The following is a 26,103-nucleotide window of genomic DNA, read 5'->3' on the forward strand; positions in this document are numbered from 1 at the left end:
TGCCCCGCAAGGGTTGGCGCGGTTTTCACCGCGCATTCAGAAGATGCGTACTGCGATGCCCGATTAGAGGAATCGCGCCTTGTAAGCGTCGAGCGCAGGCTTCAAGCGTTTGAAGCTCGCGTCGCCGTAACCGTCGCTGATCCGCCCAACCTCGGCGAACATATGCGGCCGCGCTCCCAGCGGGCTGAACTCCGGGTGAGACACGATCGCCATGAACTCGTCAACGTCGCCTGCTTGCGCAGCGACCTCCACCGGACGCATCCCGTAGAAATTCTTGCCGTTGACGTCGTTGGTCAAAGCGTCCCAGCCGTTGGTCTGCCCGTGGGTGATCAATTGATAGTGGTTCATCGATGGTTCATCCAGTTGGTCGAGGCGTCGCCGCCAGTTAGTGGGTGATCCGATAGCCGGACCCATTCGAGACGAGAAACACCTGCTGACCAGCAGCGAATTGCTGATCGTCGACCTGTGTAACGACCACGGTCTGACCGTTGGCGCGACGAAGGAAGACTTCGACACCGCTGTGGCGAGACATAGCCGCGCTTACGCGCTGAGCCACCAACCCTGAAACCGAGCCGGAAAGCGCGCCGGCGATATAGCGGCCGCTCCCGTTGCCGATGACTTGCGAGCCCAGGAAGGCACCTGCTGCTGCGCTAACGATCGATGCAATGCCCGACGAGCCAGAATTGCTCTCGATGGTGATCGGGCGCACGCGCATGATGGTTGCCTGCTCGAACTGGCCGATGCGTTGAACGTCGTAGCGCTGGTAGGTATCCGGCGAGCCGAAGTCCGCCGTGGCGCAGCCAGTCAGAACCGAAAGAAGCATCACGGAACAAAAAAACTTGATCATGGATCACCTCGAATGAACGTGAGGCAATCCATTCCCGAAGGGCTGGTTTGCCCCAAAGGGAAGAGAAACGGGAAATACGCAGCGAAAAGCTACGCGAGTCAGTCGGTAACCGAGGCGATTGCCGTCGAGACGTACACAACGACAACGAGAAACGACAGCATCTTCCAGGCTTCGGCGTCCTGCTTGGCGTACCAGGCGAGGCTACTGAGAGCGTGTTTGAGCATTGGAAACATGGGCAACTCCTGAAAAGGTAGGAGCCGCCCTCGATGGGAGGCTCCCATCAAGGAAAGATTTGGACCTGAAGAAACGGCGTCCAGCGAACTGCACTGGACGCGTCATTTACGAAGACCTACGAGGCGGTATGGCTGAGGTGATGCAGTCTGACACGACCGCTTTGCACCAGATGCCGTTCGGCTTGATGGTTGAGCGAATAGTCCCAATCCACCATTGCCGTGCCGTCGCTCCACACCGAATGAATACGACCGGTGTAAAGCTGCGGCGGGCTGGCCTCGACGTCCTGACCGACCACACGCTGATTCGCCATGAAACCGTTCTTGCTGGAAACTTTGACGACAGGTGCGAGATTGCGAGACATAGACAACTCCAAAAAGATAATGGGAGCTGTCTCCCGGAGGGATAGGCTCCCAACGGGACGAAAAAAGGCGACCAACGAGGGTCGCCAGAAGATTGCCGTCATAGACGGCTGGAGAGAAGATGGTCCTCCAGCACGCTGGAGGGGTAGGTCGATGCGCAAAAGCGCGGGGAATGGAGCACAGTCTACGGAGTCAATCGCGCAGTCGAAGTCGGAAAGCTCAACAAATCGCTATGCCTTTCGCTCCAGTACGGAGACGAACACTTCTCGAGTAGTGACTTCCCGCGCGACGAATCGACGAATCATCCGGAGCGGGGCCGGCAGCACGAAGCCGGGACAAAAAAAAGCGCCTGCTCCATTTCTGAAGCGGCGCTTGAAAGTCCGTCGCAAATCCGAGGGCCGTCGACGAACCTGAGAGAGACGCCATTCTAGCCATCGATACCGTAGCGGATGCGTTCAAAAGGACGCTAAAAACGTCGCTATTTTGAATAAACACCGTCCCAACGACCGGAAGCGAAGTAAATGCAGCGCGCTCCGACAGAAGCGCAAGGTGCAAGGAGACGCTGGTGGCTGCCAATTGCCAGGGCGAAGAAAAGGCCACCCAGGGACGCGCCCTGGATGGCCTCAGTTTTTCTTGTTTTTGTATTGTCTGGTCTCTCAGCACCCTTATTAGCGGGTAGGGTCAATATAAACTGACAAATAAAAACCGACTGTTGGATAGGTCACTTTTCTGTCTCATGCGAGCTTTCTCTTGTGCATCGGAGATTAGCAACTAAGCTATTACTGCGTGTCCTCTTGGCTGTGGACGCGCGCTGTTGTAGATCACATCCAGTAGCCCGCTGTCGTTAGCCGCGACGCGGGCTAATGAGATGGTCACCCCCACCCTACGAGCGGATTACGCTGTAGGGTGTCTTTCTTTCTGGTGAGGGCCATCATGCAAGACGTGACGCTGGTTGGAATCGATCTGGGCAAACATTCCTTTCACCTTCACGGCCAGGACCGGCACGGTAAACCCGTGTTTCGCAAGAAGGTAAGCCGCAAGCAACTGGTCGAGTTCTTCGCCACGTTTCACGCCTGCACCGTGGTCATGGAAGCGTGTGCCGGGGCCCATCATATGGCCCGCAAGCTCGCATCGTTCGGGCATCAGGTCAAGCTCATCTCGCCCCGGTTTGTGCGCCCCTTCGTCAAGAGCAACAAGAATGATTTCGTGGATGCCGAGGCGATCTGCGAGGCGGCGTCGCGACCTGCCATGCGGTTTGTCACGCCTAAGACCGAATCGCAGCAAACCCTGTCCGCTCTGCACCGAGTACGTGAGTCGCTGGTGCGCGACCGCGTAAAGACGAGTAACCAGATGCACGCATTCTGCTCGAATTCGGCATCAGTCTGCCCATCGGACAAGCTGTGATCAGGCGCTTGTCGACGGTACTCGCCGAGCATTCCCTTCCACCGTCGCTGGTTTCCAGCCTTGAGCGCCTGCACGCCCACTTCAAGTACCTGAGCGAACAAATCAACGAGATCGACAAGGAATTAAGCCGCCAGCTCGATGCAGACGACCTCGGCCAGCGCTTGCTGAGCATCCCAGGTGTGGGCCCTATAACGGCGAGCGTGCTGGCCGCCGAAATGGGCGATGGCAAGCAATACGGCTGCAGCCGGGACTTCGCCGCCTCGATCGGGTTGGTGCCGCGCCAGTACAGCACCGGCGGTAAGTCCAACCTGCTGGGCATCAGCAAGAGAGGTGACAAAAACCTCCGCAGACTGCTGGTCCTGGGTGCAAGATCGTACATGCAGCGGCTCGATAAGCACGCCGGTCGATTGGCCGACTGGGTCCGCGCGATGCTGACGCGGCGACACCCGAACGTGGTGGCCTGCGCTCTCGCCAACAAGCTGGCGCGCACCGCGTGGGCGCTGGCGACCCATCATTCGACATTCGACGCGGACTCGGCCTCCATGCCTGCCTGAACAGCCGCCCGGATCCTGCTTTACCGAGTCTACCCATCTGGTTTTGCGATAGCCTGAAATTTGATGACGTGAACGGTACATCGGCCTGACGAACAACCTGCCGAAAAAATTGGCTCTTGAAGCCGATGGGCTTTTCAGGATCGTCAGGCGCGACTCTCATCGTGGCGCGGGGAGATTTCCCCACAACGACGCCGGATAGATTTAAGCAAACCAACCACAACGTCAAAAATCAGGGGTTGCAGAAACGGGGGTGACCATAGATTTTTTCGGGCAGCTCGGCTCAGAAGCCCGCCCAGCTTGACTTTGCGCTGTAGCTGCGAAGATGAATCATCTACCTCGATCCTTCTTCGACCATGCTCCAGACCATCGACCTGTCCTCGCTTCGCACCCGTTCAAACGCCTACGCTCCAGCGCGTGCCCGCGACGTCGCACTTACCCCGGTGGTGGCGGCGCTGCTCACAACGGACGCTGTGGTCGCTATCGGCGTGAGCGGCGGCAAGGACAGCGTCGCCTGCGCCCTCGCGGTCGCCCGCCCCTTGACGCCATTGGCCACAACGGACCTCGTATCCTTGTTCATTCTGACCTCGGCCGTGTCGAGTGGAAGGACAGTGGTCCCGCCTGTGAGCGGCTTGCCGCTCACCTTGGCTGGGAGCTGCTCACGTTGCAACGGAAAGCCGGTGACATGCTCGCCAGATGGGAGAAGCGCTGGTCGAACAACGTCGAGCGCTATCGCGATCTCTCCTGCGTGCGGCTGATCCTGCCGTGGAGCACGCCGTCAATGCGTTTCTGTACATCCGAGTTGAAAGGAAGCCTAATCAATTCTGCGCTGAACAAGCGTTTTCCGATGCACAACATCGTTAGTGTCACCGGTGTGCGCCGTCAGGAAAGCAATGCTCGGAGCAAGATCGCTGTCGCCGCCCCGCTCGCTCCCCTGTCGACCAAGGGCCGCACCGGTGTGACGTGGAATGCGATCATCGAATGGACCGTTGACGAAGTCTTCACTGAGATTGCTGCGGCTGGACTGGCGCTGCATGAGGCGTACACGGTCTACGGCGCGTCGCGCGTCTCATGCGCGTACTGCATCATGAGCAAGGGCAACGGTGGCTGGCTGACGTCGCGCCGCACCTGCTGTCGCCGGAACTGGCGGCCGACGTCGCGCGCGCAAAGGCTGCGGCCGTCGAGCGCCAAGCGATCGAGGCGGAGATTCCTGAGCACCTGCTTTTCTCGTCGGGGTGGCCGACGGCGCGCCCGACGCCCGAGGAAGCGGAATTGCTCGCGAGCGTGCGCCGCCGCGTCGCCCAGACAGTGGGCATCGAGGTCGGCTACACCAGCGCGGCCGACGTTATGCGCCGGTACGACGAACTGCTGGCACAGCGGCAAGGCACACCCTCGTCTGCCGACGCAAATGCCACCGAACACGCAGCCGCGTCAGTCCCGGCGCAAGCAAGTTTCGCCTTCTAGCGGGCGAAAAAAAAGCCACGCCCCGGAAACCGGGAGCGTGGCGTTGATCAAAACAGCACTAGGCGAGGCACAGCGAGAGCTGAACGTCTGCCGCAAAGAATGCAGGATCAGCTCAGCGCCTGCGCGCGTGACTGGCACCTCCCACTGGAGTTGCGCATCGCTGAAAGAACCCAGACCGTACAACAGCCGGTCTGTGTCTTCGCGATTAAGCAAGTCGCCGAACGCAAAGCTGAAGACAGCCGGCGCACATGCGTCCTCAGCCACGAGGCCGAGCGTTCTCGCAAACTCGTCGGCGCGGCGAACCTTCCACTCCTCCGTGCCTTCGGGCGCACGCGTCACGGTGATGCGCGTCGCCGAAGGAACCTGCGGGGCGTTGCTCACGGCGTCGCGGAACGCTGGAATCGCCTTCTTGGCGAAGCCCGGCGCTTCCATCTCCACCGGATAGGCAACCTCCGTGACGAACGAACCGACCGCGCTGTACTGCCAGCCAGCGTGACGCCACGGAGCTGCACCCATTGCAACCAACAGATTGTGCTGGTCGATGGAATGACACCGCACCTCGGGCATCCGCTCTATCGCCGTCTTCGTTGTGGGCGGCACCGGCACTTCGATGTGTGCGGTTGCACAGTCGTACTCCTTGAGCACTCGCCAAACGCTGAGCGGCCCGCTGTTCCCATAGATCGACAGCAGCAGGTCGATGTCCGCGTGCAGCGAAACGCTCAAGCTGCCCCCGACCAACTCATCGATGCGAGACTCGAAGCCAGCGCGGATCAACGAGAGCCGGACATCGTCCAGCTGCGACTCAGGCACCGCCGAGTAGCATGAGGAACCGACTGACAGTTCGATCGCCCGATCCCGAAGAAGCGTGGGCTTGGCGAGTTCACTTCTCCAACTCGCAATGTAGTTTTCCGGCTTAATCGAGCCGTTACGGCTTCGAAGCATTCCGCCTTCGCAACTGGCCGCATGCGAGAAGATGCGGCGCATGACCTGCGCATAGTTGCCCAGTGCCACCGCCGACCAGTGGTCAGTGTGCGGATAGACGTTCGACTCATAGCCACGCTCGAACAACGCGTAGATCCACTCGCCGTCAGCCTTCTGCATTGCGCCTGCGCGCTTACCCGTCAAAATCGAAGAACCCATGTTTTGCTCCAGTGATACGCGGAGCAGCCCCAACGGGCTGCGTACCCGCTGAGGTGAAAGAGAACCGCTCCGCGAGGGAGCGGTTAATGCTGTTACCGCAGACGCGGCATAACGGAGAAGGCCGTCAAGCACTGCATGCTGCACATGACAAAGCCGAGCCAGGCGCCGAACGCTACGCCGAACAGGACGCCGTGTGCGCCGAAGGCGACGCTTGCGCCGATGACCACCACGACGCCGCGCGCAAGGTGCGACATCAGGAAGCGGTTCACGACCCAGTCGCATGCACGGGCAAAGAGCCCTGGGCGGGCGCGGTCTCGCTGACCGGCCACCCGCCATGCCAGCGAGGTCGCCAGAACGCCAAGGACCGCGGCCATGATTCGGCCAATGCCCGATGCGTCGTGCAACAAGTGCTCGTACGCGAACCTGACGGCCATGCCGACGTAGCCCGCCGGCGGGAGCAAATTTGCGGCCGTTGCGACAACAAAGGCCGCACAGCACCACCAGCGCTCTTGCCACAACGCCGCCGCCACTTTGAGCGGTGCCGAAAATACGATTTCAATGTCTTCCGACATTCGGATACTCCTGTTGAGGTTGTCGTGCCCGTTGAGCACGAGAAAAGAAAATGCCGACCCCTTGCGGAGGTCGGCAGTGATGGAACAGCGACTACTTACGCAGCGAGCTTGGCCTTGCGGCTCTTCCTCGCTTTCTTCACGGGCGGCTTCGGGACTTCGTACCCAAAGCGCGCCCACGCGGCCGGATCCAACGGAATCGGATTTGTGCGCCCCGTTGCGAGGTTCACAAACACGCCCGAGAACGGCACCGCGCCGGTTCGAAACATGGTCCAGAGCATGTTGAATGCTTGGACGGCGATCGCCTGATTGATGACCAGCGACTGCTTGCGCAGCGCCTCTGCCATCGAACAGGACGGGGTCTCGTCTTTCGCATCGAGCTTCGCGTCGATCAATTCCGGAAACAACTCGCCCACATGCGGCAGCCGTTCCGGATGTTTCAGCGCGTAGCTCTTGCCACAAACCTGACCGATGACAACTTGGCCGCGATCCGTGTCGTTGCCGCAATCGAGGTAATACGCCCCGCTGTGCTGCGCTGCGCCAACAATCGCGGCCCGAGCAGCACGCGTATCGACGCAGCCAATCACGAGATCGACGTTGTAGAGCGGCTCGCCCGGACCGAATCGCCGGGTTTCCGCCCGCCAGTTCGTGCCCATCAGTGCGTTGAGCCGATTGACGATGAGCGAGGCTTTGTACTCACCCACGTCGTTCGGATAGAAGCCCTGCCGGCCGACGTTGGTCGGGCTGACGGTGTCGTCATCGAACACGGTGCAGTCGATGCCGCCCGGGTGACCCAGTTCCAGCATCGCGTGGTGCAGCCGCGCCAAGCTCGGGAGCACAGCACTTCCGGTGCCGCCCGCGCCTACTACGACCACATTCCAGCTTCGCTCGAGCATCCGCGAAGGAAGTTGATGTCGGATAGTCCCGTTCATGCAACCTCCTGCGCGCGAGCCGCCGCGTACCAACTGCTCGGCACGCGCTCGACGTGCTCGAAGATGCCTTTGGCACACAGTCGCATCGCCATACTCGGCACCGATGACGCGCAGTTGCCGACGACGAAGGCGAACTTCGTCTCGTGTCGGTCATCTTCGTTGTCTGTCGGCGAGAAGTGCGCGGGATGCGCGCCATGCGAATGGCAGTCGATCACCCGCAGTTCACTTCGAAGAAGTTCCGGCCGCTCGTACTTCAGCGACCCGGTCCCCTGCGAAAGCACCTTCACAGGCGCGAGGCGAAACTGCTTCGTCTCGACGTTCCAGACGATCCAGGCACCGGTTTCCAGCGGATGCGCGGCGCGTGCCATCGCGACGAACTCGCCGACCAACTCGGGCGGCACCGCACCGCAACGCAACTCGGTCGACTCTGCCACTTTCCCGTAGGGGATTGCGGTCGGGACCGTGTAGTGCGCAATGCGGCGAACGACTGAGAGCCACGGCAGATCAATTTCTAGAAAGACACCGTTCTCGCCGATCAGCAGTCGCTCACCGGCCGACTGCATCGGCGCGACCGACTCACGCCGGGGCACCATGACGGAAGGAAATGAGCGTTGAAGCGCGGCATCTGCAGGATTCAAAGCACCAGCGTTCATCATCGAACTCCTTGTTTGCCAGCGATTAGCTCAGCGAGGGTAAGGTCCATAGGGACGAGCGCGTCTTTCGGGAATTGCTCGCCGTACTTGCCGTCGAGCATTTCCTTCCAGAAGGCGAATTCACCATTGGGATGCGAAACCCGTTTGTTCCCGTGGTTCGGGTGCGTGAAGGCCGATTCGAAGAATCCGCCCTCCCATCCGCCGATCGACTCGATATCGATCCGCTTAGGAACGTGCGCCGAGCCGATGCAGATCCGCCCCCAGTCCCAGGTGTTAAAGTAAGGCGGTTCGTGCAGCTTCGATTCAGGCGTTGGCCGGCTGTCTTCCTGCAGCGCGAACACGGAAAACCCGCTCGAAGCTGCACGGAACACCAACCCTGGATGCGGGACGACCGCACTGCGCCGCCCGATCTCCTGACAATCGAAGAAGACTCTTCGCATCGCCGGTCTGCACCACCACATCACCGCCTCTTGCGACACCGCGAGCACCGTCTCAGGCAGAAACTCGGCCTTAGGCGCAGCGTTCTGAGCCAGCTCGCGCAGGCAATCGACGAGCGCCATGCGGTCGATCGGCCTTCCGGCACCGATCGTTGCCCGGCCGCTCTTACCCTGCGTCACCGGATGAACGGTGCCGTAGACCGCGCTGCGATCCTGACGGCCGTACAACAAGATGGCGCTGATCGCCGCGAGTTCGTCAACGCGGTCCGAGCCGATATCAAGCCCTTTCATACAAAGCTCCTAGTTATGCCGCGAGACACGCGATGACGCGGTCCAATTGGCCAAGAATGGATAAGCCCTGCGACCAGTCCGCGTACTGCTTGCGGATGGCGTCAGGCGCGGAGGCAAGCGGCGTAAAGCCGAGGTAGGTAGTGCCGTCGCCGGCGCTGGCGAGGTACTCGTAGTGCGAATCGAGTACTTCCCCCACGCGGGTGTCGTTTTCCACGGTGAGGGTGGCCGACGCATAAGCGCAGCGCGGCCGATATTCACAGCCGAAGAGGTCGCGATTGCCGACCCGCTGCAACATCAACGACAGCTTCTCCAACTCCGCACAGATCCGACGCGTGCGACCGGCGGTGAACCGCTGAAGCCGTCTGAGCGCCGCAACGCCAAGTGCCCGTTGAGGCAGATAGCGCCGGGTTTTCGCGTGCCACCGGTAGACGTCCATGTCGTCGGGACAAAGCTGAGGACGTACAACGGAAGGGAGGTAGTAGTCCATCTCCGCCTCGCCTCGCCGAATCGGTCCGTCAGCATCTCGCGCGCTTCCTCATCGGTTGCGTTCGAGTCGCCATCCCAGAACCAGGAAGCGAATTCCCCAAGGAACTCATCCGGCGTCCGAACCCACATCGTGCGTCCGGCTGCACGATTGATCAGCACCATCGCCGTCGACACCAACCGCGGGTGAACATTGCGAAGCTCGGCGGCACGTCTGCCGATCTCGAAGATGCTCTCCTCCGTAATCTCGATGCCGAGATAAACGGGCGAGGTCGGATTGAACTCGCTGCTGTCCTCCTGATACTGGACAACGTCTTGCACCGCCTGCACGTCGCACAGCACGAAGTCAAAGCCAAGGCAGTCCAGACGCGGCGTATGACGCTTGGCCCATGCAAAAACCCCGTGGGCGAGCGCGTCGCCCGCGCCTTTGAACTCCGGTACGTCGCGCGGCCTCAGCACGCCCGAGTTGAACTGGGCGGAGATAAGACCGGCGACATCCTTTTCGGCGTTCCAACGCATCACTGCGCGCGTTTTGACGTCCGAGCCGATGGCCGGCAGGCTTAGAAAATCATTGGGAGTTCGACGTCCGGCAGCGGGAGCGCGTCGCGGTTGCCAAGGCTCTCCCGAGACAGCGACTTCTGCACCAGACGGGCGAGGATCGAAGAGCATTGCTCGATCTCCTTGTCATGAAAAAAAACCGCCCTTCCGGGCGGTTGCTGATGGGAAAGCGCCAGGTCCGGGTCGGACAAGGCTTTAAGGAGGTCGCGCTTACGCATGGACGCTGCAGGGCATGACTGCACCCTTGGCACCGGCCGCGCGCACGAACGTGAACCGCATCACATCGCCTTCCGTCGTCGGCCCGTCGATCGCCGCGGTCGTCAGCTCCGGATACTGCGCGGAATAGAGATCGCGGACATCGTCGGGCGAGAAGGTCGGCCCCGGATCGGGGAACGTCACGCCGTTGTAGACGAACTCGCGCGTGAGCTTCGCAACTTGGATAGCCATGTCTGCTCCTTAGTCGAAAAGCGATGCGAGGTTGGTCCCGGTGTTAGCCGGTTCCACCGATGCTTCCGACGAAGCCGAGCCCGGCGATGCGTTCGGGGCGGTGCTCTGCCCTTCAGCGTCGTCACCTGCGTCGTCATCATCGTTGTCCGCATCGGTGCTCGATCTGCCGGGCGCCGGCAATGCCGGCTTGCTGCCGCCCTTAGCCAGCGTCTTGGTCGCTTTGGAGACTTGCGTCGTCTTGGCGGCCTCGAGGATGGCGGTGGTCGCAGCAACCTGCTCGGCGAGCGACGCGTGCGCGCCGGTGTAGGCCACGAGCGCGTCAATAAAGCCCGCTTCCAGCTCGGCGGCCGTCGCGGTGAGCGCGAGCGGCTGCAGCATGGCGGCGTCTTTTGCCGTGCCTTGCGGCATGACGCAGACAACCATCTCGTCGCCCTTCATCTGCAAGGACAGGGTGAGCTTCGTGCAGTGACGCAGAAGCGGTTCAATAGCTGCAAACATGGAAAACTCCTGAGAAAAAAAGACCGCCATTCAAAGGATGGGCGGCCAATAAAGGATGGAAACTACGATCGATGCACGGGCGAGCCGCGCGTTAGAACTTGAGCACCTTCGGGATCTTGCCCGCGTAGTCGAGGCCTTCGACGGCCAGAAGCGCGTCAATGACCTCGGGCTTGGACTTGCCGAAGACCTTCTTGAAGTTGTCGCCGAGCGCGGCACGAATGCCCAGCTCGTCAGCAACCACCATCATTTCCGACTTCGTGATCAACTCCAGAAACTCTTTGCAGAGCTTCCAGTGCTTCGCGAGATCGAGGTGATGATGCTTGCACAGACGCGTGAGGTGCTGGACGTCGAGACCCTGGATCGCGGCGACCGTCACACCGGTGACGGCATGCGCGAGCTTCGCGTCGTTTGCGGCCGCCGTCGAGGCTGCCGCTTTCGACACATCGCCGGACGCGACTTGCTCTTCGGTGAGCTTTTCCCAGATGCCCGAGAGCGTCTTCTGATCGACGCAGCGCATCTGGTCGGACAGTGCGATCGCAACGAGGTATCGCTGAGCGAGTGCGGGATCGGCGCCCACCTCGCGGCGCAGGGCTTTACGCCACAACGCCACGCGATACGCTTTGATCCGGTCCGACTCAGCCACCACCGTCGCCGGCGGATTGCTTGTCGTCGATGCCGCGGACGAACCGGTCGAGCCCTTCGCTGCTGCAGGCGACGCTTTCGGGCCCCCCTTGGCTGCTTCGGGCTTCGGCTGCGTCGCGGCTTTGACCGCTTGCAGTTGCGCCGCCACCTTCTTCATGTTGCACACGGTGTCAAAACATTGGCCGCGATAGACCTTGCCGATTGAGTCAGGCAGGCCGCTCACCGCCGCGCCGTAGTTCTGGCACGCATGACACGCCTTCGCCTGCTCCTCGCCGACGCCTTTGGAGCCATCGACTGCGAGTTGCACGCGCGTGTGATTGTCGCCAGCACGCACGATGCGCACGACCGGATATTCGTCGCGCAGGCCGGTGGCCGTCGCTTCGAGCATCTTTTCGGTCTTCTCGTTGTAGCAGGTGCGGTTCGTACAGTTTCCGGTACCGATGGACTCTCCGAACATTTCGCCTTGCGTGGACGAGTTGTGCGGACATCCGGCGCACTCGGCCTTGTCGAAGATCGCGGCCGCCAACGAACAGGCGACCTGTTCGATGGTTTTCTTGACCTCCGCCACCGCCTTACCCTCCTTGATGATCACCGGCAGCAGCTTGTCCTGCGTCTCTTTGGGGAGCGCAGCAAGCAGCTCGGCGTGACCGAGGAGGATCTGGCGCGTGCTGAGCGCATCGAGCACGGGCGTGCTGCAGTTCATCAGCGCGAGACGCTTGTCCAGCGTCGCACGTGACCAACCGAAAATGCGCGCGACTTCGTCGCGATCGCCTTTGCACAGCCCGACTTGCTCGGCTGCGGCAATGGCTTCTTCGGCGGGCGACATGTCGGCTCGCTGGATGTTTTCGATGATGGCGAGCTGCTTCGCTTCGACTTCATCGATGTCGCGAACGACGACCGGGATTTCATAGTCCTCGCCGTGCGCCGCGAGCGCCGCCTTGTATCTGCGGCCACCAGCGACGAGGCTGAAGCCACCGTCGGCGAGCGTGCGCACGATGACAGGCTGGATGACGCCCTTTTCGCGTACGGACGCGGTCAGCTCTTCCATCTCCGCCGCATCGAAGTACTTGCGGGGATTGACGCTGACCTGAATTTGCTTGAGGGCGAGAGAAGGTTGCTGTTGCATGGCAGGGCTCCTGAGAGGGAACCTGCCCCCTTTGGGAGTGGTTCCCAAAGGGTTGAACAACGTGGGCTGACTGAAGTCAGCGCGGGGTCGATGCGTCTATGACGCGGGTGATGGAGTAAAGATAGCGGTTTAAATTGCGGGCACGCCAGGCAAAAGCTCACGAATTCATGCCGTCTTTCACAACCACGCTGGTCGTGGCTCTTTCGCGTCGGCATCCAACGGCTTGCCTCGTGTCCACGCAAGGCGATGCACTGCGATGAGGTCCGCAGCTAGCCGCTCCGAGTCCGCGGCCGACAACGCGAGGCCGAGCGAGCGAACATCATCCACGCCAACAGCGACTTTGACGAACAAGGTCACGTCCCGATAACCCGGCGCATCGAGTTTGTTGTCGTACTGGCAGGAGTGCACCACGTCGTCGTCCGGCAGCGGCGTGTGGGCCGGTTCGTCTGCCAGCCCCCATCGTTTGATCATCGCCTGCCAGCGGGTTTCCCCATTGGGAAAGTAGCGGTGCACTTCCGTCGCGTGCCGACTGTTCAGCCGTAACACCTGCAGGCAGTGCTCCAGCAAACCGTCATCGAGCCGTCGAAAGTCCGTGAGGCTGAACGGGTAGTCGTCGCCGTTGTAGATGCCTGCGAGGAACTGAGCGACGATGCGCGCCTGCCCGGAACTGCCCTCCGCCACCTCTAGGAGATGGGCGAGTGAATCCAGGCTCGCGTCACGATCCTGAGCGCGGATCTCGGCCGCTCGCTGCGCAGGGGTCGTTCCGCCTTCCGCTTGTGCGAGGAAGACGTCAACGGTCTCCTGGAGTGCTTCCGCCAAATGCGTCGGGACGGTAACTGCGATAGATCGGGTGCTGGGGGTTGGAGAATTACTCATTGCATTGTCGTGGCGTAACGGACGCTCCAATTCGCGTCTGTCCGCATGATGCCATGAGTAAAAAGGTGCGCCGGCAGAACGCCGGCGCCCAAGGCGGCCGACGCATAAACGGGGACGCCAATCCGCGAGTGAAGCGTATTTGGATTAAGGGACAAATGATGCGGCGAAACGAACACTCGCACTCGCAATGGCGCAAACACCCCGGGGCGTGGCCGAACGGTCATCAATTCTCGGGTAAAGGGCCGAAAAAAGGTTCATCGCAGTCCGGGGGACCGTTCGCGATAGGCTTTCCCCGGCCAGGAGCGGTCAACCGACACGGACGCCTGAATCGTTGACAATCGACGTGTGAATGGCAATTTTCTTCGTGAATTGAATTTCAGACCATAACGTGTAGAAGAATGTAAATGCCTCCGATCGACGATTTTCTTCTGCGTTATGGTTTCCGTGAACTGTTTACGCCGACCGAAAATTGAGCCACTGTAGGGATCGCGCCGACTGAAAATCGAGCCAAATATCCTGCTAGTTTTTCATGCAAGGCGTTTGGAGACGTGTCCCATGACTGAAAGTGTCCATCCCTTTTACGAGTCGAATCGCAGCGCCATGGAGTCCAGCATGCGCCATCGCCTTGATTTGGCCCAGACGATCTTGCGCGAATACGCGCACCTTTCCGACATCGAAGGCATCAAGCATGAAGTAATGGCTGAATTCGATATAGTGCTCACTCAGTTGCCCTATGTCGGCGGCTCGGAAAATCGCATGAGCAACTTCTTCATGCGCCTCATTGGCTTCCTTGCCATCGGCCGGGTGCTCCGACGGCACGGGGTCCCGTTGGCGATGATTAACGACATCGCGCGAGAAACCTTGAAGTCGCAAGGGCTAGCAGTGCCCGAAGCAGAGCGCCTCGCTGCAGGTCGCCAATTTTTGTCGCCAGAGAACCGAGCCCTGCTGAGCAAACAGGCCGTCATGAGCATGACAGAAGGGCACCGGAAAGCGTTTCCGGACGATTTTGCATACGAATTTGTTGAGCCGGGCCCAGGTGACAACTTCGAATTCGGGATCAACTACACAGCCTGCGGCTTCTGCAAGTTCGCCGCTCGCCATGGTGACAAGGAAATCCTGCCCAGCATCTGTGGGCTCGATTTCGACGACTATGCGACGCGGGGCATCCAACTAGAAAGGACCCAAACATTGGCAGGTGGTGCGAGCCATTGCAATTTCCGGTTCTCAATACTGAAGTCTGAATAGGACTCTCGGCTGGATGGTTGCAACGGGGCCTTCCGCAATTCCGAGAGGTATGCGCCGATCAAAGCCGAAAGTCTGGAGGCCCAGCACTCGCGGATGTTCACAATCGAAATGAGTTCGTGAGTGGCCGCTTTCGGGAGGCGTGACCGCCTGAAACGGGTCGGGCCCAGCCAACCGCGTCGGGCAGTAGCCGGCCAGTTGCCGCCGTTCGCCGTCGCCGCTACATGGTCATTCGAGCGGCTGCTCCGCCTCAAGCAGCGGACCTTCGCGAATGTGCCGCGAACCAGTGCTATCATAGCTATGAATATCATACTTAGAATCGTTGCGAGGTTCGAATGTCCGCGTTGTCCAAGAGAAGCGAGACGCTGTGCCCAGTCGCGCGGTCTCAGGCTGTCATCGGTGACCGCTGGACTGTCCTGATCGTGCGTGAACTGTTCATGGGCAATCGAAGGTTCGACGGCCTGCTGGCGCAGTCACAGGCAACACCACAGATGCTCTCGTCCCGCCTCAAACGACTCGAAGCAGACGGCATGATCGAGCGCAAGCGCTACATGAAAAAGCCCGCTCGCTACGAATACGAACTCACGGAGATGGGTCGAGCGTTCTATCCGATCATCCTTGCGCTTCGCGAATGGGGGGAAACATGGCACAAGTCGCCGGACGAGGACGTCGCGGTCCGCTATATTCACGTCACCTGTGGCCACGATGCCGGGGTTGGCACAGTCTGCCAGGCCTGTGGTGCACCGTTGCGGCGTGAACATCTAAAGGCAGAACTGAGCCCTTCCTACGCGCAGGAGCGCGCGGCGCGACAGGACGCAGTGAAGACCGCCAAGTCTGCTTGATTGATACCCGCCGCTAATCTGCCAGTCGTGACTCCCCTTTCGACTGGTCCCAAATTCGGGCGGCTTAAGTCAGAGAAGTCAGACCCGCATGTTCAAGCCGGGCTGGCTATCCGGCCGGCTGTTCTTGCATCAGGCAGACTGCGATGAGAGAGACTGAAGTCCCATGGTCGCTCGGGTCCTCGGTCGCGACAGGCATCTCGCAAACACCGGCGAGGTTCGGGCGCTTTCTCCGAACATATCTCGCCCGATCTGATCGCTCCGCATGCGGTGCCGTTCAATGTCCGCGAATGGCTATGCGCTCATTCGCCGTTCTGGACTGACTTGATAAGATTGTTCCGCAATGCCACGACCGCCGTTTGAATTTCTGCGAATTCATCGGGAGCGAGGCCCGTCTCGACGAGTTTCATTTTCAGGGCTTTTTCGCGCAGTCGCCGGCCGCTCTTCGTGAGACTGATTCGCACCTGGCGCTCGTCGCCGGGATCGCGCTGCCTTTCCAAATAACCCATCGCCTCGAGTTTCTTCAGCATCGGCGTAAGCGTGTTGGACTCGAGAAACAGCTTGGCGCCCAGACCGCTAACGGTCTGGTTGTCCTCCTCCCACAGCGCAATGATCGCAATGTATTGCGGGTAGGTCAGTCCGAGTTCCTCGAGTATCGGCTTGTACGCTTTGCCAAAAGCCAGGTTCGCGGAGTAGACCGCAAAGCACAAATAGTCTGACAGCGGCACGGCCGCAGCAGGCGCTTGGTTCGTCGTTTTCATCTGTATCCTTTTGGCTGAATCCTGATGTTCCGCAAGACATACAAAAGTGAGATATATCGCATGCGATTATATCGCAACACCTGCGCGCCGTGGCCGACGAACGTCTGAGCGCCTTTGTCGACGTCCGCTTCAGGCTGGCACGCGATACAGGGCTCCAAGCTTGTTGCCATCCGGATCGCGCAGATAGGCGAGATAGAGGATGCCAAACGCGGCCTCACGCACGCCGGGCGGCGCCTCAGCCGATATTCCACCGTTAGCGACCCCGGCGGCATGCCAGAGATCGACCTGCCTGGTCGACTGACAGGCAAAGCCGATCGTTCCGCCATTGGCAGCGCTCGCCGGCCGACCATCGAGCGGCTGCGTGATAATGAAAAGACCCGTGTCGCCGCGATAGGCATAGCGTCGACGCTGATCATTATCATCACTGAGGCCTTCACCATAGCCGATCGCGCCTAGCACGGCATCGTAGAATCGCTTTGCTTTTTCGAGGTCATTGGTACCGACCACTACATGACTGAACATTCCTTCCACCCTCCTTAGTAAATAACGACCCATCCGATGCTGTGGCCGTCGCGCATGAAGAGCAACAATGCGCGACGTCCCGGATGCGGACGGACTCGCGACCTAGCGGCGGGCGAACAGGTTATCGCGCGGCGTTGCGGCGGCACGTTTGCCCACCTGGGAGCGTCCGGAGACTGCACCGCCATAGGCCCCGTGTGAGTCCGTTGCGCCCTCGCGTTCGGCGACGACGGCTCGCAGGCTCTGCCCGCTTTGCGAAGCAGGGGCGCCAACTAAGGGCTGGTAGAAGGGAGCCGGTCCATAACCGCTGGCGAACGCCGGTGCGGTGACGGAAGCGGAAACGGCGACGAGCAGAGCAACGATGAGCTTGGTCTTCATGATGGGATTCCCTAAAAAGTTGTTCAGTGAGGGGCACGTGTCCCGGCGGGAGGCACGTGCCCTGACGGGTTACTGCGTGACGACGGCCGTGCTGACCTCGATGTTGCCGCGCACGGACTTCGAGTACGGGCAGATCTGATGGGCCAGGTGCGCGAGCTCTTCGACGACTGCCGTTGCCAGACCCGGAACGCGGACGGTGAACTCGGCGCCGAGAAACCATGCGCTACCGGTCTGGCCGACGTTCACCTTGATGCCCACGGAGTAGTTGTGCGGCAGCGTGACCTTCTTCATCTGGGCCACCATCCCGAACACCGTGGTGTAGCAGGCCGACCAGGCGCCGGCAAACAGCTGCTCGGCTCGCGGGTGGGGGTCAATGCCGACGAGTCCGACGGGTTCAAGGCCGGGCGCGGTAAGCGTGAGGTCATAGGCGCCGAACTCGCCGGGCTGGACATTGGGGTCGCGGTTGACCGACGAATGAGTGTTGCCCGAAGCGAGGACTTTTTCGATCTTTTCCATGATGAATTCCTGTGTGTATGAAGATATCAAGCGTATTTAAATCTTTCGCGATGTAATCGTATGCGATGTTTTAATCACGCCGTAATGACGTTCAGGCCGACCTCGATGTTGCCGTGCACGGCCTTCGAGTACGGGCAGATCTGGTGGGCGAGGTTCGCGACAGCCTCGACAACTTCCGCTGCCAGACCCGGAGCGCGGATGGTGAACTGCGCGCCGAGGCAAAAGCCGTTGCCGACCGTCCCGATGCTGACCTTGATGTCCAGGGAGTAGTCGGTGGGCAGCTTGACCTTCTTGATCCCGGCGGCGATCTTGAACGCGCTGATGTAACAGGCCGACCACGCGCCCGAGAACAATTGTTCGGCTCGCGGGTGCAGCTCGGTTGCAATGAAGTCACGGCTGTCACCGTCGGCTGCCGACAACTTGAGGTCGAGCACGCCGTGCTCGCCGCGCTGGACGTCGGGGTCGTGATTAACCGTGGCGTGGCTATTGCCCGAAAAGAGGACTTGATCGATCTTGGTCATGATGAGTGCCTGTGTGAGTAGGGGGTAAGCTTTTATATCGCATGCGATGTAATCGCTTGCGTCGAATAATGAAGAAGGGCACGCCCGGTGTCAATCGCAAAAGATTTAATCGCATACGCTTGTTCGATAGCTTGGTCGCAGATCCGACTGTTGGCCAGTGGTGGCGCCGATCGTATCAACCCGTCGCGCCGGGTGTGAGCGAACAAGCCACCGCCGGTCCAACCTGGGCGTCCGCGGACGGTGTGAATTGCTGCCGAGTCCTGTCGAGAGCACGCGCGGGCTCCCGTCTGGCGCCTGGCGTCCCTTGTCCGGCGGTGACGGCGCGCAGCACATCACGGGTGGGAAAACCGCTGCTAAGGGGGCGCCAGGACGAACTGCCGACTCGACAGGAAATCGTCGATGAAATCACGCGACGCTTGACGATATGAATTTCATAGCTATATCCTTCGCCATCGTCGTATGCGATGCGTGAGCGGTCACGAATGTCACGAATCGTTCGACAAAAGCAATCCGGCGTCGGCTGAGCGAATGCAGCATTGTTTCCACCAGATCTCACGCGCCCGGCGAGCCGACGCGCATGCGATTCCATCATACGAAAGGAAGGACTATGAAGATCGAAGATGCTGTCGTTTTCGTAACGGGCGCGAACCGCGGGCTTGGCCTCGAGTTCGCAAAACAGGCGCTCGAAAGAGGAGCGCGGAAGGTATATGCGGGTGCACGCAACCCTGCCAGCGTGACGCTGCCGGGAGTCATACCCGTTAAGCTCGACGTGACCGATCCCGCGGCCGTAGCCGCGGCGGCGGACGCAGCGCAAGATGTCACGCTACTCATCAACAACGCTGGTATTGCGCGGCTCGGTAGCCTGTCGGACGACGGCGCGATCGACGCGCTGCGCGATCACTTTGAAACCAATGTGGTCGGCATGCTGGCGGTGTCGCAAGCGTTCGCTGGGAGGTTGGCCGGTAACGGCGGCGGCGCAATCCTGAACGTGCTGTCGGTCGCGAGCTGGGTGAACCGGCCGATTCTGTCTGCCTATGGCGTGTCAAAGTCGGCCGCGTGGGCGCTGACTAATGGCTTGCGCCAGTCGCTGCGCGAGCAGGGCACGCAGGTCGTCGGCCTGCATGCCGGATTTATCGATACGGATTTGGTGCGCGAATTCGAAGTTCAGAAGGCGACGCCGGCGGACGTTGTGCGTCAAGCGTACGAAGCCATTGAGGCCGGCGCGGAGGAAGTGTCCACCGACGAACTCACGCGGCAGGTGAAGGCCGGGTTGTCGTCTGGCATCTATCTGAAAGATGCGGCGCAACGCTAACAGCGCCAAAACGAATCGTCGATGCGTGCCGATACCTTTCATGGAGAGTAGCTGACATGAGAGCTGCACCTAATTGAGCTCGCGTACCACCCTGGTTTCGTCGTCGCGGATGGTATGTCCGTCAGGAAAATCAAACTCTTATGCCGACTCTTTTTGACCCTCTCCAGATTGGCGACCTCACGTTGCCGAATCGCATCATCATGGCCCCGCTGACCCGTAAGCGCGCCGGTGACGAACGCGTGCCTAATGCACTGATGGCAAAGTATTACGCCGAGCGCGCCTCCGCCGGACTGATCCTCACAGAAGCCACCTCCGTGACGCCGCAAGGTGTCGGTTACGCCGCGACGCCGGGTATCTGGTCGCAGGAACAGGTCTCAGGGTGGAAGCTCGTCACCGAAGCCGTGCACGCCGCTGGCGGCAAGATCTTCCTGCAACTTTGGCATGTCGGCCGCATGTCGGACCCAATCTTCCTGAACGGTGATCTGCCGGTTGCACCGAGTGCGGTCGCACCACAAGGCAACGTAAGCCTAGTGCGTCCACAGCGGCCATATGTAACGCCGCGCGCGCTGAAGGTGGCCGAAATTCCGGGCATCGTCGAAGCCTATCGCACGGCTGCCGAAAATGCCCAGGCCGCCGGTTTCGCCGGCGTCGAAGTGCACGGTGCGAACGGCTATCTGCTCGACCAGTTCCTGCAGGACAGCACAAACCATCGCACTGACGCGTACGGCGGCTCGATTGAAAACCGCGCCCGCCTCCTGCTCGAAGTAACCGATGCGTGTATCGAGGTGTGGGGCGCTAACCGCGTCGGCATGCACCTCGCGCCGCGGGGCGACGTGGGTACGATGGGCGACTCCGACGCGGCGGCTACATTCGGCTATGTCGCTTGCGAGCTGGGCAAGCGCACCATCGCGTTTATCGCCGCTCGGGAATCGCTCGGCGACAGGCGTCTCGGGCCACAACTGAAAGCCGCGTTCGGCGGTCCATTCATCGCGAATGAGCAGTTCACCCGGGAATCGGCACAGCAAGTACTCAATGCAGGCGAGGCGGATGCCGTCGCGTGGGGTCAGCTGTTCATCGCCAACCCGGACTTACCGCGCCGCTTCGAACTCGACGCACCGTTGAACCAGCCCAATCCCTCCACTTACTACGCCGAAGGGGAAACCGGTTACACAGACTATCCGGTGCTGGAAACAGGAGGTTGAACGCGGGCTCGACGTGATACTCAAGGAACTTGTCTCCGCGGTCACGAAGTAGAAGTTGTCTTATGTGGAGGGTGTGACTTTGCCGGATGTTGCTATGGCGAGTAACAACGGAACGGCAGCCGCGTCCGCGGTGGGAATAACGTTCAGTGGGAGCGGTAACTACCGTCATGGTTAGCCTCTCCAAGTTTTGTAGGTTGTTCCTGTCCATGATCGTTTGATATCCTGAATTCGCGCGGTTGAAAACTGGGCTGTGGGCGAGCGTCTATCTGAATGGAACGAAGCCTGCTCTAACCATATACCTAACGTCAACGGGCGTCCGAAGCACTTCTATAGCGGTTATCGACGTCTTGTGCTGGCGGCCGGCCGTTCAGGGTCGCGCGGCGCCGCTCGGCGTCAGGCAGCCGCCGGTTGGACAAGGTGCTTCGCTTACGTCAGGTAGCTATACTCCAACTCGACGAGAACCTTCAATCTGCAGCAAGATTTCCTGCCCGTAGATCAGCGTCCGTTACTTTAAGTTAACTCTCTACAACCATGCTGCCAATTGCCGACCGTTGGTTTGAACTCAAGCGCATCAGTGATGAAATCACCCTGCTCTGGGAACCTTATGTCGTGCCTCTGATGCGGTGCAATATTTGGCATGTGCGGGGCCGCGACCGCGACCTGATGATCGACACAGGAATGGGCATCGCCAGTCTACGTGACGCGGCCCGGCATCTGCTCCAGACGAACGTGACCGCAGTCGCGACACATACTCACTCAGATCATGTGGGCGGACATCACGAGTTCGAGCACACGCTTGTCCACGAACTTGAGGCCGACAATCTGCGCTCGCCACGCGAGCGCGGCACGCTCCTGGCGTCGGTATTGGGCGATGCCGCGATTCGCCGATACCAAGAATTCGGCTATCCATTCGATGGCGATCTGATCACAGCCGTTCCAAATTCCGATTACCAGATGTCCGATTACCGCGTGCGAGCTGCGTCCGTCACGGAAATTGTCAAGGAAGGGAATATTGTCGATCTCGGTAATCGGCATTTCGAAGTCCTCCATCTGCCAGGTCATTCACCAGGAAGCATCGGTCTTTGGCAGACGAGCACTGGCACGTTGTTTTCCGGCGATGCGATCTACGATGGCCCGCTGCTGGACGAGATCGGCGGTGCCGATATCCCGACCTATGTGCGTACGATGAAGCGTTTGCGCGATTTGCCCGTGCAAATCGTCCACGCGGGACACGACGCGAGCTTCGGACGGGACCGACTGGTCGCCCTGATCGACGCATATCTGGCGAAGCGCGAATGATCGTTATCAAAATTACAGCGTGGAACGGCGATAAACCATCGGCATGGATCCCTTTTCGGCCAGTAGTTGCCGTGCGGCGAGGATAGGACCCTGCCATTGGAGCTTCCGCATTGCTCCGCAACCTTTGGCGCGCAAGCTTCATTGTGCCGGACGCACAGTTTCACTAAGGGTCTCTTTCAGCCAGCGCACGACGATACCCGCGATATGCTGATTTCTTCCGAGATAGGAATGATTGATCCGTTCGTAGCCCGGATAGTCGCGCAAATGCGTCTGTCGGGGCCGGACGCGCACGACCTTGGCAATGTCGGCGCTCGACTCAGCAACGAGACCATCGTTCGGCCGCTCGCCGATGAGACGCTGCAGCACGAGGTTGCGCAGCATCCCGGCAAAACCGCCGTTACTGCCTCTGCCAAACTCCAGAAACGGCAATCCGCCCGATATCGACAGTAAGGGAAGGCAGCGCGCATCGGCGGCAGCGTCCTGGTTTAGCTTGCCGACGAGACCGGTGGCGCTCGCATCGGTGAGTTGCATGGACGACGGGCACACGGGCGAACGGTTGAAGGGGTTGGGCAGCGTGACGGAATCGGCCCAGTCGAGCAGATGGCCGACGTGCCGCTTCGAAAGCGCTCCGCTGTGAGGCGTTCCAAGCGTCGCGATACCGCGCACCCGGATGCCCGAGCGTTCTGCGCCGTATTGCACGAAATGCCGTGCGACGAGCCCGCCCATGCTGTGTCCCACGAGAAAGATGCCGTCTTCGCGGATAACCTCGTCGAGTTCCCCGAGTAGCATCTCCAGATCACGCGCTGCCTGATCGATGCCGCGGTACGAATCGTAGTTGAACAACGCGGCCGCGAAGCCGTGCGCGGCCACAAACTCCGCGAGACGGCTAAGGTAGCGGCCGTGCGCGGTGAAGCCGTGCACGAAGACAACGACAGGGACGCGCGCATCGGTCACGAGAAACCATTTGCCGGTATCGGGGTGAATCAGCTCTGCGCCGACGCGTATCACGTCGCTGTATTCAATGCTCATTCGGCGGCCTCCTTATCACGACGATGTCGAAGTGGGATTCGATCGGCCGCGGCACGGGGACCGGAATGTACTCGCCCGGGTCGAGCACCGCGAGCGGGTCCAAGAGCTTCAGCGCGAAGCGGTCGTCGTGCATGAGAAGCGCGGCGGACAATCCGCGCACTACCTGCGACGGGTAGGCCGCGAGAAACGTGAGCGACGAGCTAACAGTCAGCGCGCCGGCCACGCAATGCGTCATGTCGATGCCGAGATCAGCTTCGTCGCTCACGGCGAAATCGGCGAGTTCCTCGAGGGGAAGCTGAGCGGCAACGCGTGCATGCACTCTGAGCGGCCCCAGCACGATGTGCTGCAGAATCCACGCATGCTCACGCAAGGCGCGCGCAAATATCTCGATCACGCGCGCGGGCTCGGCGCTCGGCCCGATCGCGCGAAGCTCGAACGGCGGTGGACGGGCGGGATCGCCGCCGTACGTCGCGTCATCTATCGCACCTGCATGCTCGGGCCGGGCGTCGGTCGACCGCGCATCGGCGGGTTGCGTCGCGGGGACGTCGCGCGCCGGCGGCCGATCGAACACGTTCTCGAGCCGCATCGTGATTTCGATCGGCCCGACGTCGCCATCGAAGAGATAGCCGAGCCAGACCGCCAGCACAATATCGACGCCCTGATCGCGCGAATCGGCTTCGCTCACCTGCACGTGCACGATGGCGTCCCGCAACGGCCGCAGCGGCGTCGGCGCTGCGCCGTCCGTTGCAACGTATCCGTCCAGCCAGTTCTGCACACTACGCGCGAGTGAATCGAAGGGCCGAGGCTGCGCGCCGCCCGCATCGATGGATGGACGCGCAGGCGCCAGATTCCATACGGCGGGAATGTGATGCACGAAGCGCGAAGCACACAAGAGTGTTCGAAGGTCACGTTCCGGCGTCTTCGCGTCCCTCCGCCGGCCTGTGGGGTCGATCGATTCTCGCCGGTACGGACTTAGCACCGCGTTGATGACGAACTCGGCGTGGCCCTTTCTCTGCAGAAGGACTGTGAATCCGGACTGCATCAGCTCTCGCTCCCGTGCATAAGAGACGGACGTTTCGATCGGTCCGACGACTTCTTGCTCTCCGTCATCCGTGTACACGATTTGCGCGGGCAAGTCGTCAGTCTTCCCGGGCGCTTCGCTGCCGCAAAGCGCGGCGAACCATCCGTCCTGATCGAACGACTTCACGATGGCATCGCCCACGGCCCAGGCTGCGTTGCCCCACAACACATTTGACTTGCCGAGCAAATCCTCTTCGAAATCGAATTCCGCGCAAGGAGCCTGACGCTTGCCGTAAGCCGCTCGAAGCATCAGCCGAGGTAGTGCGATGCAAAGATAGCGTGATTCGGCCTTCTGACGCAGCCCGTCCCATCCGCCTCGCTCTGGCGAGAACCGTTCGACCCGAAGGTCGCGCGCGGCGTGTATCTCATCGAAGTTCGCTAGGCCGAACATCGCCGGGGCGGCGTTGGTGACGAATACCGCATGCGCCTTTGCGCCGAGGGACGCGAGATGATGGAGTATCTCAAGATCGGACCCGCCCGAATCGAATTGGAAGTCCACGATGATTGCCCCGAACGGCTCGCCGCCGAAGGTCGCGAGGCCATCCCTATAGACCATGTCGTACAGCGGACTGTAGCGTCTGCTTTTCGTCATGCGATAGACGTCCCGTTTCGACGCGTTGAGGACTTTCAGCTTCACTTCCAGGACGGGTTCGGTTCGCGAGCACACGTACCAGAGTCCCCGCCAGGCCGCTTCTAGCCGCCGGAAGTCGGGGTGATGCATGATCTCGTTGAGCTGCTCGGTCAGCTTCGCATCCAGTTCGTAGATAAGGCTTTCGAGCGTCCGTCTGGCGTCACCGGGGACCGCGAGGCCGCTCTCAAGAGCTTGCGACGCTGCGGTGTGCAAATACTCGCGATACCTTGGCGGATCGTATCCATCCGCGTCCTCTCCCAGACCGGTCTCCTTCTCGAACAACCGGTAGATTTCATTTACCTCGGAAGCTCGATCGCGCTCTTCGCCTGGGTAGTGCACGTTTCCTCCTCAAAACGCATCTCCGGCTTGACGGCAGGTTTGGGCTGCCGCGCAGGCGGATGCCTCGGCCTCACCCCTGGGTGGGGCACCCTCGCGCGTTTGTCTTTCACGTAAACGAATTAAGGAGGAGGATTTTGAACGAGGTTTAGAATTGCTGCGCTCCCTCCTGAAGCCGTGGCTCGCGTCCCCGGTAGCCAAGCTACGCCGAACGCCCGCCAGCGAACGGACCATCGCAACCGTCTTTGCTCAACTTGGCCGACTCTACTCGACACGGTCTTTTCGGATCTGCGACTGGCATTTCCGATTGGTCCAGTCGGTAGTCGGAAGCTGGTTACCGCTCCGCGCCCGACGTAGATTCTCTGGGATGACTACAACGAGACCACGTTCTTGCTTTCGGGAAGTGCATTTAACTGCCGGCAGTGGCTTTGGCTCCGCCCTGCGTCTCGTTTGACCGGTCCCTCTCGGTCTCTGGAGGCTATCGGACCGTTCGTCTATTGCAAGCGGTTCGTGCGCTTCGGGTCCGTACGAACGGAACGGCGCTTTCAGACCGAGTGGCATCCGAGGCTTAAGGCAACTGGAGATTGATTGGCGACGTCATTCTCACGTCGAGCCAAAGTGCGGATTCCCGGGCAATGCCAATATACGACAACTCAAGCACGGCAGCCTTTACACACGTATCGGAAGCCATACTTTAGCCAAGAGTAGCCTTGAATATTGGTCTCGCAAGTGCGAAGTACGCAGGGCCTGGAAGATGCCTTAGCGGAATACGTCCGCAGGCCAAAATTATGGTTCAAGTCTCTGGGCGGCAAGTGTGGCGCACAAAGGAGGTTCTCGCGTAGCAGGAGATTTTTTTATCGCCGCGGTCGGTGAATCCGCAGTCGAAACCCGCTGATCAAAGGCAACCGGGCGACCGTTCACCAAGTC

General features: G+C 60.5%; 29 protein-coding genes and 2 pseudogenes. 7 read left to right on the forward strand and 24 right to left on the reverse strand.

Annotated features, from left to right (window positions below):
• Positions 1–63 precede the first annotated feature (63 nt).
• The 4 genes from PQR08_RS25120 to PQR08_RS25135 all read right to left on the reverse strand — a co-directional run bounded on the left by PQR08_RS25120 (position 64) and on the right by PQR08_RS25135 (position 1,442).
• Entirely contained in the window at positions 64–348 is a 285-nt protein-coding gene (locus PQR08_RS25120; RefSeq protein WP_250487120.1) for a hypothetical protein, read from the reverse strand.
• 37 nt (positions 349–385) lie between these two features.
• The gene (locus PQR08_RS25125) at positions 386–847 is read right to left on the reverse strand and encodes an outer membrane lipoprotein (RefSeq protein WP_408162678.1); all 462 of its coding nucleotides are present in this window, start codon (positions 845–847) and stop codon (positions 386–388) included.
• A 98-nt stretch (positions 848–945) separates the two neighbouring features.
• Positions 946–1,080: a hypothetical protein gene (locus tag PQR08_RS25130; protein ID WP_408162680.1), complete on the reverse strand. Its 135-nt coding sequence runs from the start codon at positions 1,078–1,080 to the stop codon at positions 946–948.
• Between the two features lie 116 nt (positions 1,081–1,196).
• On the reverse strand, positions 1,197–1,442 hold the full coding sequence (locus tag PQR08_RS25135) for a hypothetical protein (protein ID WP_213234609.1): 246 nt from the start codon (positions 1,440–1,442) through the stop codon (positions 1,197–1,199).
• 931 nt (positions 1,443–2,373) lie between these two features.
• Here PQR08_RS25135 and PQR08_RS25140 point away from each other — a divergent pair.
• Positions 2,374–3,398, forward strand: a pseudogene (locus PQR08_RS25140) (IS110 family RNA-guided transposase).
• An 811-nt stretch (positions 3,399–4,209) separates the two neighbouring features.
• Here PQR08_RS25140 and PQR08_RS25145 read toward each other — a convergent pair.
• Positions 4,210–4,431, reverse strand: a complete 222-nt coding sequence (locus PQR08_RS25145; RefSeq protein WP_408162682.1) for a hypothetical protein — start codon at positions 4,429–4,431, stop codon at positions 4,210–4,212.
• 35 nt (positions 4,432–4,466) lie between these two features.
• On the opposite strand from PQR08_RS25145, the gene PQR08_RS25150 reads away from it, so the two are divergent.
• On the forward strand, positions 4,467–4,859 hold the full coding sequence (locus PQR08_RS25150) for a hypothetical protein (RefSeq protein ID WP_408162684.1): 393 nt from the start codon (positions 4,467–4,469) through the stop codon (positions 4,857–4,859).
• Here the strand turns inward: PQR08_RS25150 and PQR08_RS25155 are convergent.
• The 12 genes and pseudogenes from PQR08_RS25155 to PQR08_RS25210 form a co-directional block, all read right to left on the reverse strand.
• Entirely contained in the window at positions 4,827–5,999 is a 1,173-nt protein-coding gene (locus PQR08_RS25155) for a hypothetical protein (protein ID WP_408162686.1), read from the reverse strand. The two genes, PQR08_RS25150 and PQR08_RS25155, sit on opposite strands and share 33 nt — an antisense overlap.
• A 92-nt stretch (positions 6,000–6,091) precedes the next feature.
• Positions 6,092–6,571, reverse strand: a complete 480-nt coding sequence (locus PQR08_RS25160) for a hypothetical protein (RefSeq protein ID WP_408162688.1) — start codon at positions 6,569–6,571, stop codon at positions 6,092–6,094.
• A 95-nt stretch (positions 6,572–6,666) separates the two neighbouring features.
• Positions 6,667–7,500 (reverse strand): PRTRC system ThiF family protein, encoded by an 834-nt coding sequence (locus PQR08_RS25165; RefSeq protein ID WP_244818636.1) that lies wholly within the window; start codon positions 7,498–7,500, stop codon positions 6,667–6,669.
• Positions 7,497–8,153 (reverse strand): PRTRC system protein A, encoded by a 657-nt coding sequence (locus PQR08_RS25170; RefSeq protein WP_408162745.1) that lies wholly within the window; start codon positions 8,151–8,153, stop codon positions 7,497–7,499. The genes PQR08_RS25165 and PQR08_RS25170 overlap by 4 nt, the downstream gene beginning before the upstream one ends.
• Positions 8,153–8,881 (reverse strand): PRTRC system protein B, encoded by a 729-nt coding sequence (locus PQR08_RS25175; protein ID WP_244818473.1) that lies wholly within the window; start codon positions 8,879–8,881, stop codon positions 8,153–8,155. The genes PQR08_RS25170 and PQR08_RS25175 overlap by 1 nt, the downstream gene beginning before the upstream one ends.
• Positions 8,882–8,894: 13 nt before the next feature.
• Entirely contained in the window at positions 8,895–9,368 is a 474-nt protein-coding gene (locus PQR08_RS25180) for a PRTRC system protein F (protein WP_408162690.1), read from the reverse strand.
• Between the two features lie 23 nt (positions 9,369–9,391).
• Positions 9,392–9,883 (reverse strand): annotated as a pseudogene (locus tag PQR08_RS25185) (PRTRC system protein F); the annotation flags it as partial.
• A gap of 41 nt (positions 9,884–9,924) precedes the next feature.
• Positions 9,925–10,140 carry a hypothetical protein gene (locus PQR08_RS25190; protein ID WP_045463750.1) on the reverse strand — a complete coding sequence of 72 codons (216 nt, stop codon included), beginning with the start codon at positions 10,138–10,140 and terminating at the stop codon, positions 9,925–9,927.
• Positions 10,133–10,369: a PRTRC system protein C gene (locus tag PQR08_RS25195; protein WP_061138267.1), complete on the reverse strand. Its 237-nt coding sequence runs from the start codon at positions 10,367–10,369 to the stop codon at positions 10,133–10,135. Before PQR08_RS25195 ends, PQR08_RS25190 begins: the two co-directional genes overlap by 8 nt.
• 9 nt (positions 10,370–10,378) lie before the next feature.
• Positions 10,379–10,897 carry a PRTRC system protein E gene (locus tag PQR08_RS25200; protein WP_408162692.1) on the reverse strand — a complete coding sequence of 173 codons (519 nt, stop codon included), beginning with the start codon at positions 10,895–10,897 and terminating at the stop codon, positions 10,379–10,381.
• 61 nt (positions 10,898–10,958) lie between these two features.
• A complete protein-coding gene (locus PQR08_RS25205) occupies positions 10,959–12,635 on the reverse strand; it encodes a PRTRC system ParB family protein (RefSeq protein ID WP_408162694.1) in 1,677 nt (558 codons plus the stop codon).
• Positions 12,636–12,812: 177 nt separating this feature from the next.
• Positions 12,813–13,511, reverse strand: coding sequence for a DUF7673 family protein (locus tag PQR08_RS25210; RefSeq protein WP_408162696.1), 699 nt, complete (start codon positions 13,509–13,511; stop codon positions 12,813–12,815).
• Between the two features lie 555 nt (positions 13,512–14,066).
• On the opposite strand from PQR08_RS25210, the gene PQR08_RS25215 reads away from it, so the two are divergent.
• On the forward strand, positions 14,067–14,756 hold the full coding sequence (locus PQR08_RS25215) for an L-2-amino-thiazoline-4-carboxylic acid hydrolase (protein WP_062258336.1): 690 nt from the start codon (positions 14,067–14,069) through the stop codon (positions 14,754–14,756).
• 332 nt (positions 14,757–15,088) lie between these two features.
• A complete protein-coding gene (locus PQR08_RS25220) occupies positions 15,089–15,595 on the forward strand; it encodes a winged helix-turn-helix transcriptional regulator (RefSeq protein ID WP_408162698.1) in 507 nt (168 codons plus the stop codon).
• Between the two features lie 299 nt (positions 15,596–15,894).
• Here the strand turns inward: PQR08_RS25220 and PQR08_RS25225 are convergent, their stop codons facing one another.
• The 5 genes from PQR08_RS25225 to PQR08_RS25245 all read right to left on the reverse strand — a co-directional run bounded on the left by PQR08_RS25225 (position 15,895) and on the right by PQR08_RS25245 (position 18,287).
• Positions 15,895–16,353, reverse strand: a complete 459-nt coding sequence (locus PQR08_RS25225) for a MarR family winged helix-turn-helix transcriptional regulator (RefSeq protein ID WP_408162700.1) — start codon at positions 16,351–16,353, stop codon at positions 15,895–15,897.
• A 129-nt stretch (positions 16,354–16,482) separates the two neighbouring features.
• Complete coding sequence (locus PQR08_RS25230) at positions 16,483–16,875, reverse strand: VOC family protein (protein ID WP_408162702.1); 393 nt, start codon at positions 16,873–16,875, stop codon at positions 16,483–16,485.
• A gap of 102 nt (positions 16,876–16,977) precedes the next feature.
• Positions 16,978–17,250 (reverse strand): hypothetical protein, encoded by a 273-nt coding sequence (locus PQR08_RS25235; RefSeq protein WP_408162704.1) that lies wholly within the window; start codon positions 17,248–17,250, stop codon positions 16,978–16,980.
• A gap of 69 nt (positions 17,251–17,319) precedes the next feature.
• Positions 17,320–17,766, reverse strand: coding sequence for an OsmC family protein (locus PQR08_RS25240; protein ID WP_408162705.1), 447 nt, complete (start codon positions 17,764–17,766; stop codon positions 17,320–17,322).
• A 74-nt stretch (positions 17,767–17,840) separates the two neighbouring features.
• The gene (locus PQR08_RS25245; protein WP_408162706.1) at positions 17,841–18,287 is read right to left on the reverse strand and encodes an OsmC family protein; all 447 of its coding nucleotides are present in this window, start codon (positions 18,285–18,287) and stop codon (positions 17,841–17,843) included.
• Between the two features lie 607 nt (positions 18,288–18,894).
• Between PQR08_RS25245 and PQR08_RS25250 the strand changes: the two genes are divergently transcribed.
• From PQR08_RS25250 to PQR08_RS25260, 3 genes are all read left to right on the forward strand, one after another.
• Complete coding sequence (locus PQR08_RS25250; RefSeq protein WP_408162708.1) at positions 18,895–19,599, forward strand: SDR family oxidoreductase; 705 nt, start codon at positions 18,895–18,897, stop codon at positions 19,597–19,599.
• A gap of 140 nt (positions 19,600–19,739) precedes the next feature.
• The gene (locus tag PQR08_RS25255) at positions 19,740–20,801 is read left to right on the forward strand and encodes an alkene reductase (protein ID WP_408162710.1); all 1,062 of its coding nucleotides are present in this window, start codon (positions 19,740–19,742) and stop codon (positions 20,799–20,801) included.
• A 531-nt stretch (positions 20,802–21,332) separates the two neighbouring features.
• Positions 21,333–22,100: an MBL fold metallo-hydrolase gene (locus PQR08_RS25260; protein ID WP_408162712.1), complete on the forward strand. Its 768-nt coding sequence runs from the start codon at positions 21,333–21,335 to the stop codon at positions 22,098–22,100.
• A gap of 138 nt (positions 22,101–22,238) precedes the next feature.
• Here the strand turns inward: PQR08_RS25260 and PQR08_RS25265 are convergent, their stop codons facing one another.
• Together PQR08_RS25265 and tssC are read right to left on the reverse strand one after the other, a co-directional pair.
• On the reverse strand, positions 22,239–23,129 hold the full coding sequence (locus tag PQR08_RS25265) for an esterase/lipase family protein (RefSeq protein ID WP_408162714.1): 891 nt from the start codon (positions 23,127–23,129) through the stop codon (positions 22,239–22,241).
• Complete coding sequence (gene tssC, locus PQR08_RS25270; protein ID WP_408162716.1) at positions 23,119–25,179, reverse strand: type VI secretion system contractile sheath large subunit; 2,061 nt, start codon at positions 25,177–25,179, stop codon at positions 23,119–23,121. The genes PQR08_RS25265 and tssC overlap by 11 nt, the downstream gene beginning before the upstream one ends.
• Between the last annotated feature and the right edge of the window lie 924 nt (positions 25,180–26,103).

The organism is Caballeronia jiangsuensis (assembly GCF_046030135.1).
GTDB classification, from domain to species: Bacteria; Pseudomonadota; Gammaproteobacteria; order Burkholderiales; family Burkholderiaceae; genus Caballeronia; species Caballeronia jiangsuensis.

Bases quoted from the DNA above. Each gene is read 5' to 3' on its own strand.
- PQR08_RS25120 (WP_250487120.1), bottom strand. From the start codon at position 348: ATGAACCACTATCAATTGATCACCCACGGGCAGACCAACGGCTGGGAC.
- PQR08_RS25125 (WP_408162678.1), bottom strand. From the start codon at position 847: ATGATCAAGTTTTTTTGTTCCGTGATGCTTCTTTCGGTTCTGACTGGC.
- PQR08_RS25130 (WP_408162680.1), bottom strand. From the start codon at position 1,080: ATGTTTCCAATGCTCAAACACGCTCTCAGTAGCCTCGCCTGGTACGCC.
- PQR08_RS25135 (WP_213234609.1), bottom strand. From the start codon at position 1,442: ATGTCTCGCAATCTCGCACCTGTCGTCAAAGTTTCCAGCAAGAACGGT.
- PQR08_RS25145 (WP_408162682.1), bottom strand. From the start codon at position 4,431: ATGCAGCGCCAGTCCAGCCGCAGCAATCTCAGTGAAGACTTCGTCAAC.
- PQR08_RS25150 (WP_408162684.1), top strand. From the start codon at position 4,467: ATGCGCGTACTGCATCATGAGCAAGGGCAACGGTGGCTGGCTGACGTC.
- PQR08_RS25155 (WP_408162686.1), bottom strand. From the start codon at position 5,999: ATGGGTTCTTCGATTTTGACGGGTAAGCGCGCAGGCGCAATGCAGAAG.
- PQR08_RS25160 (WP_408162688.1), bottom strand. From the start codon at position 6,571: ATGTCGGAAGACATTGAAATCGTATTTTCGGCACCGCTCAAAGTGGCG.
- PQR08_RS25165 (WP_244818636.1), bottom strand. From the start codon at position 7,500: ATGAACGGGACTATCCGACATCAACTTCCTTCGCGGATGCTCGAGCGA.
- PQR08_RS25170 (WP_408162745.1), bottom strand. From the start codon at position 8,153: ATGAACGCTGGTGCTTTGAATCCTGCAGATGCCGCGCTTCAACGCTCA.
- PQR08_RS25175 (WP_244818473.1), bottom strand. From the start codon at position 8,881: ATGAAAGGGCTTGATATCGGCTCGGACCGCGTTGACGAACTCGCGGCG.
- PQR08_RS25180 (WP_408162690.1), bottom strand. From the start codon at position 9,368: ATGGACTACTACCTCCCTTCCGTTGTACGTCCTCAGCTTTGTCCCGAC.
- PQR08_RS25190 (WP_045463750.1), bottom strand. From the start codon at position 10,140: ATGCGTAAGCGCGACCTCCTTAAAGCCTTGTCCGACCCGGACCTGGCG.
- PQR08_RS25195 (WP_061138267.1), bottom strand. From the start codon at position 10,369: ATGGCTATCCAAGTTGCGAAGCTCACGCGCGAGTTCGTCTACAACGGC.
- PQR08_RS25200 (WP_408162692.1), bottom strand. From the start codon at position 10,897: ATGGCGGTCTTTTTTTCTCAGGAGTTTTCCATGTTTGCAGCTATTGAA.
- PQR08_RS25205 (WP_408162694.1), bottom strand. From the start codon at position 12,635: ATGCAACAGCAACCTTCTCTCGCCCTCAAGCAAATTCAGGTCAGCGTC.
- PQR08_RS25210 (WP_408162696.1), bottom strand. From the start codon at position 13,511: ATGAGTAATTCTCCAACCCCCAGCACCCGATCTATCGCAGTTACCGTC.
- PQR08_RS25215 (WP_062258336.1), top strand. From the start codon at position 14,067: ATGACTGAAAGTGTCCATCCCTTTTACGAGTCGAATCGCAGCGCCATG.
- PQR08_RS25220 (WP_408162698.1), top strand. From the start codon at position 15,089: ATGTCCGCGTTGTCCAAGAGAAGCGAGACGCTGTGCCCAGTCGCGCGG.
- PQR08_RS25225 (WP_408162700.1), bottom strand. From the start codon at position 16,353: ATGAAAACGACGAACCAAGCGCCTGCTGCGGCCGTGCCGCTGTCAGAC.
- PQR08_RS25230 (WP_408162702.1), bottom strand. From the start codon at position 16,875: ATGTTCAGTCATGTAGTGGTCGGTACCAATGACCTCGAAAAAGCAAAG.
- PQR08_RS25235 (WP_408162704.1), bottom strand. From the start codon at position 17,250: ATGAAGACCAAGCTCATCGTTGCTCTGCTCGTCGCCGTTTCCGCTTCC.
- PQR08_RS25240 (WP_408162705.1), bottom strand. From the start codon at position 17,766: ATGGAAAAGATCGAAAAAGTCCTCGCTTCGGGCAACACTCATTCGTCG.
- PQR08_RS25245 (WP_408162706.1), bottom strand. From the start codon at position 18,287: ATGACCAAGATCGATCAAGTCCTCTTTTCGGGCAATAGCCACGCCACG.
- PQR08_RS25250 (WP_408162708.1), top strand. From the start codon at position 18,895: ATGAAGATCGAAGATGCTGTCGTTTTCGTAACGGGCGCGAACCGCGGG.
- PQR08_RS25255 (WP_408162710.1), top strand. From the start codon at position 19,740: ATGCCGACTCTTTTTGACCCTCTCCAGATTGGCGACCTCACGTTGCCG.
- PQR08_RS25260 (WP_408162712.1), top strand. From the start codon at position 21,333: ATGCTGCCAATTGCCGACCGTTGGTTTGAACTCAAGCGCATCAGTGAT.
- PQR08_RS25265 (WP_408162714.1), bottom strand. From the start codon at position 23,129: ATGAGCATTGAATACAGCGACGTGATACGCGTCGGCGCAGAGCTGATT.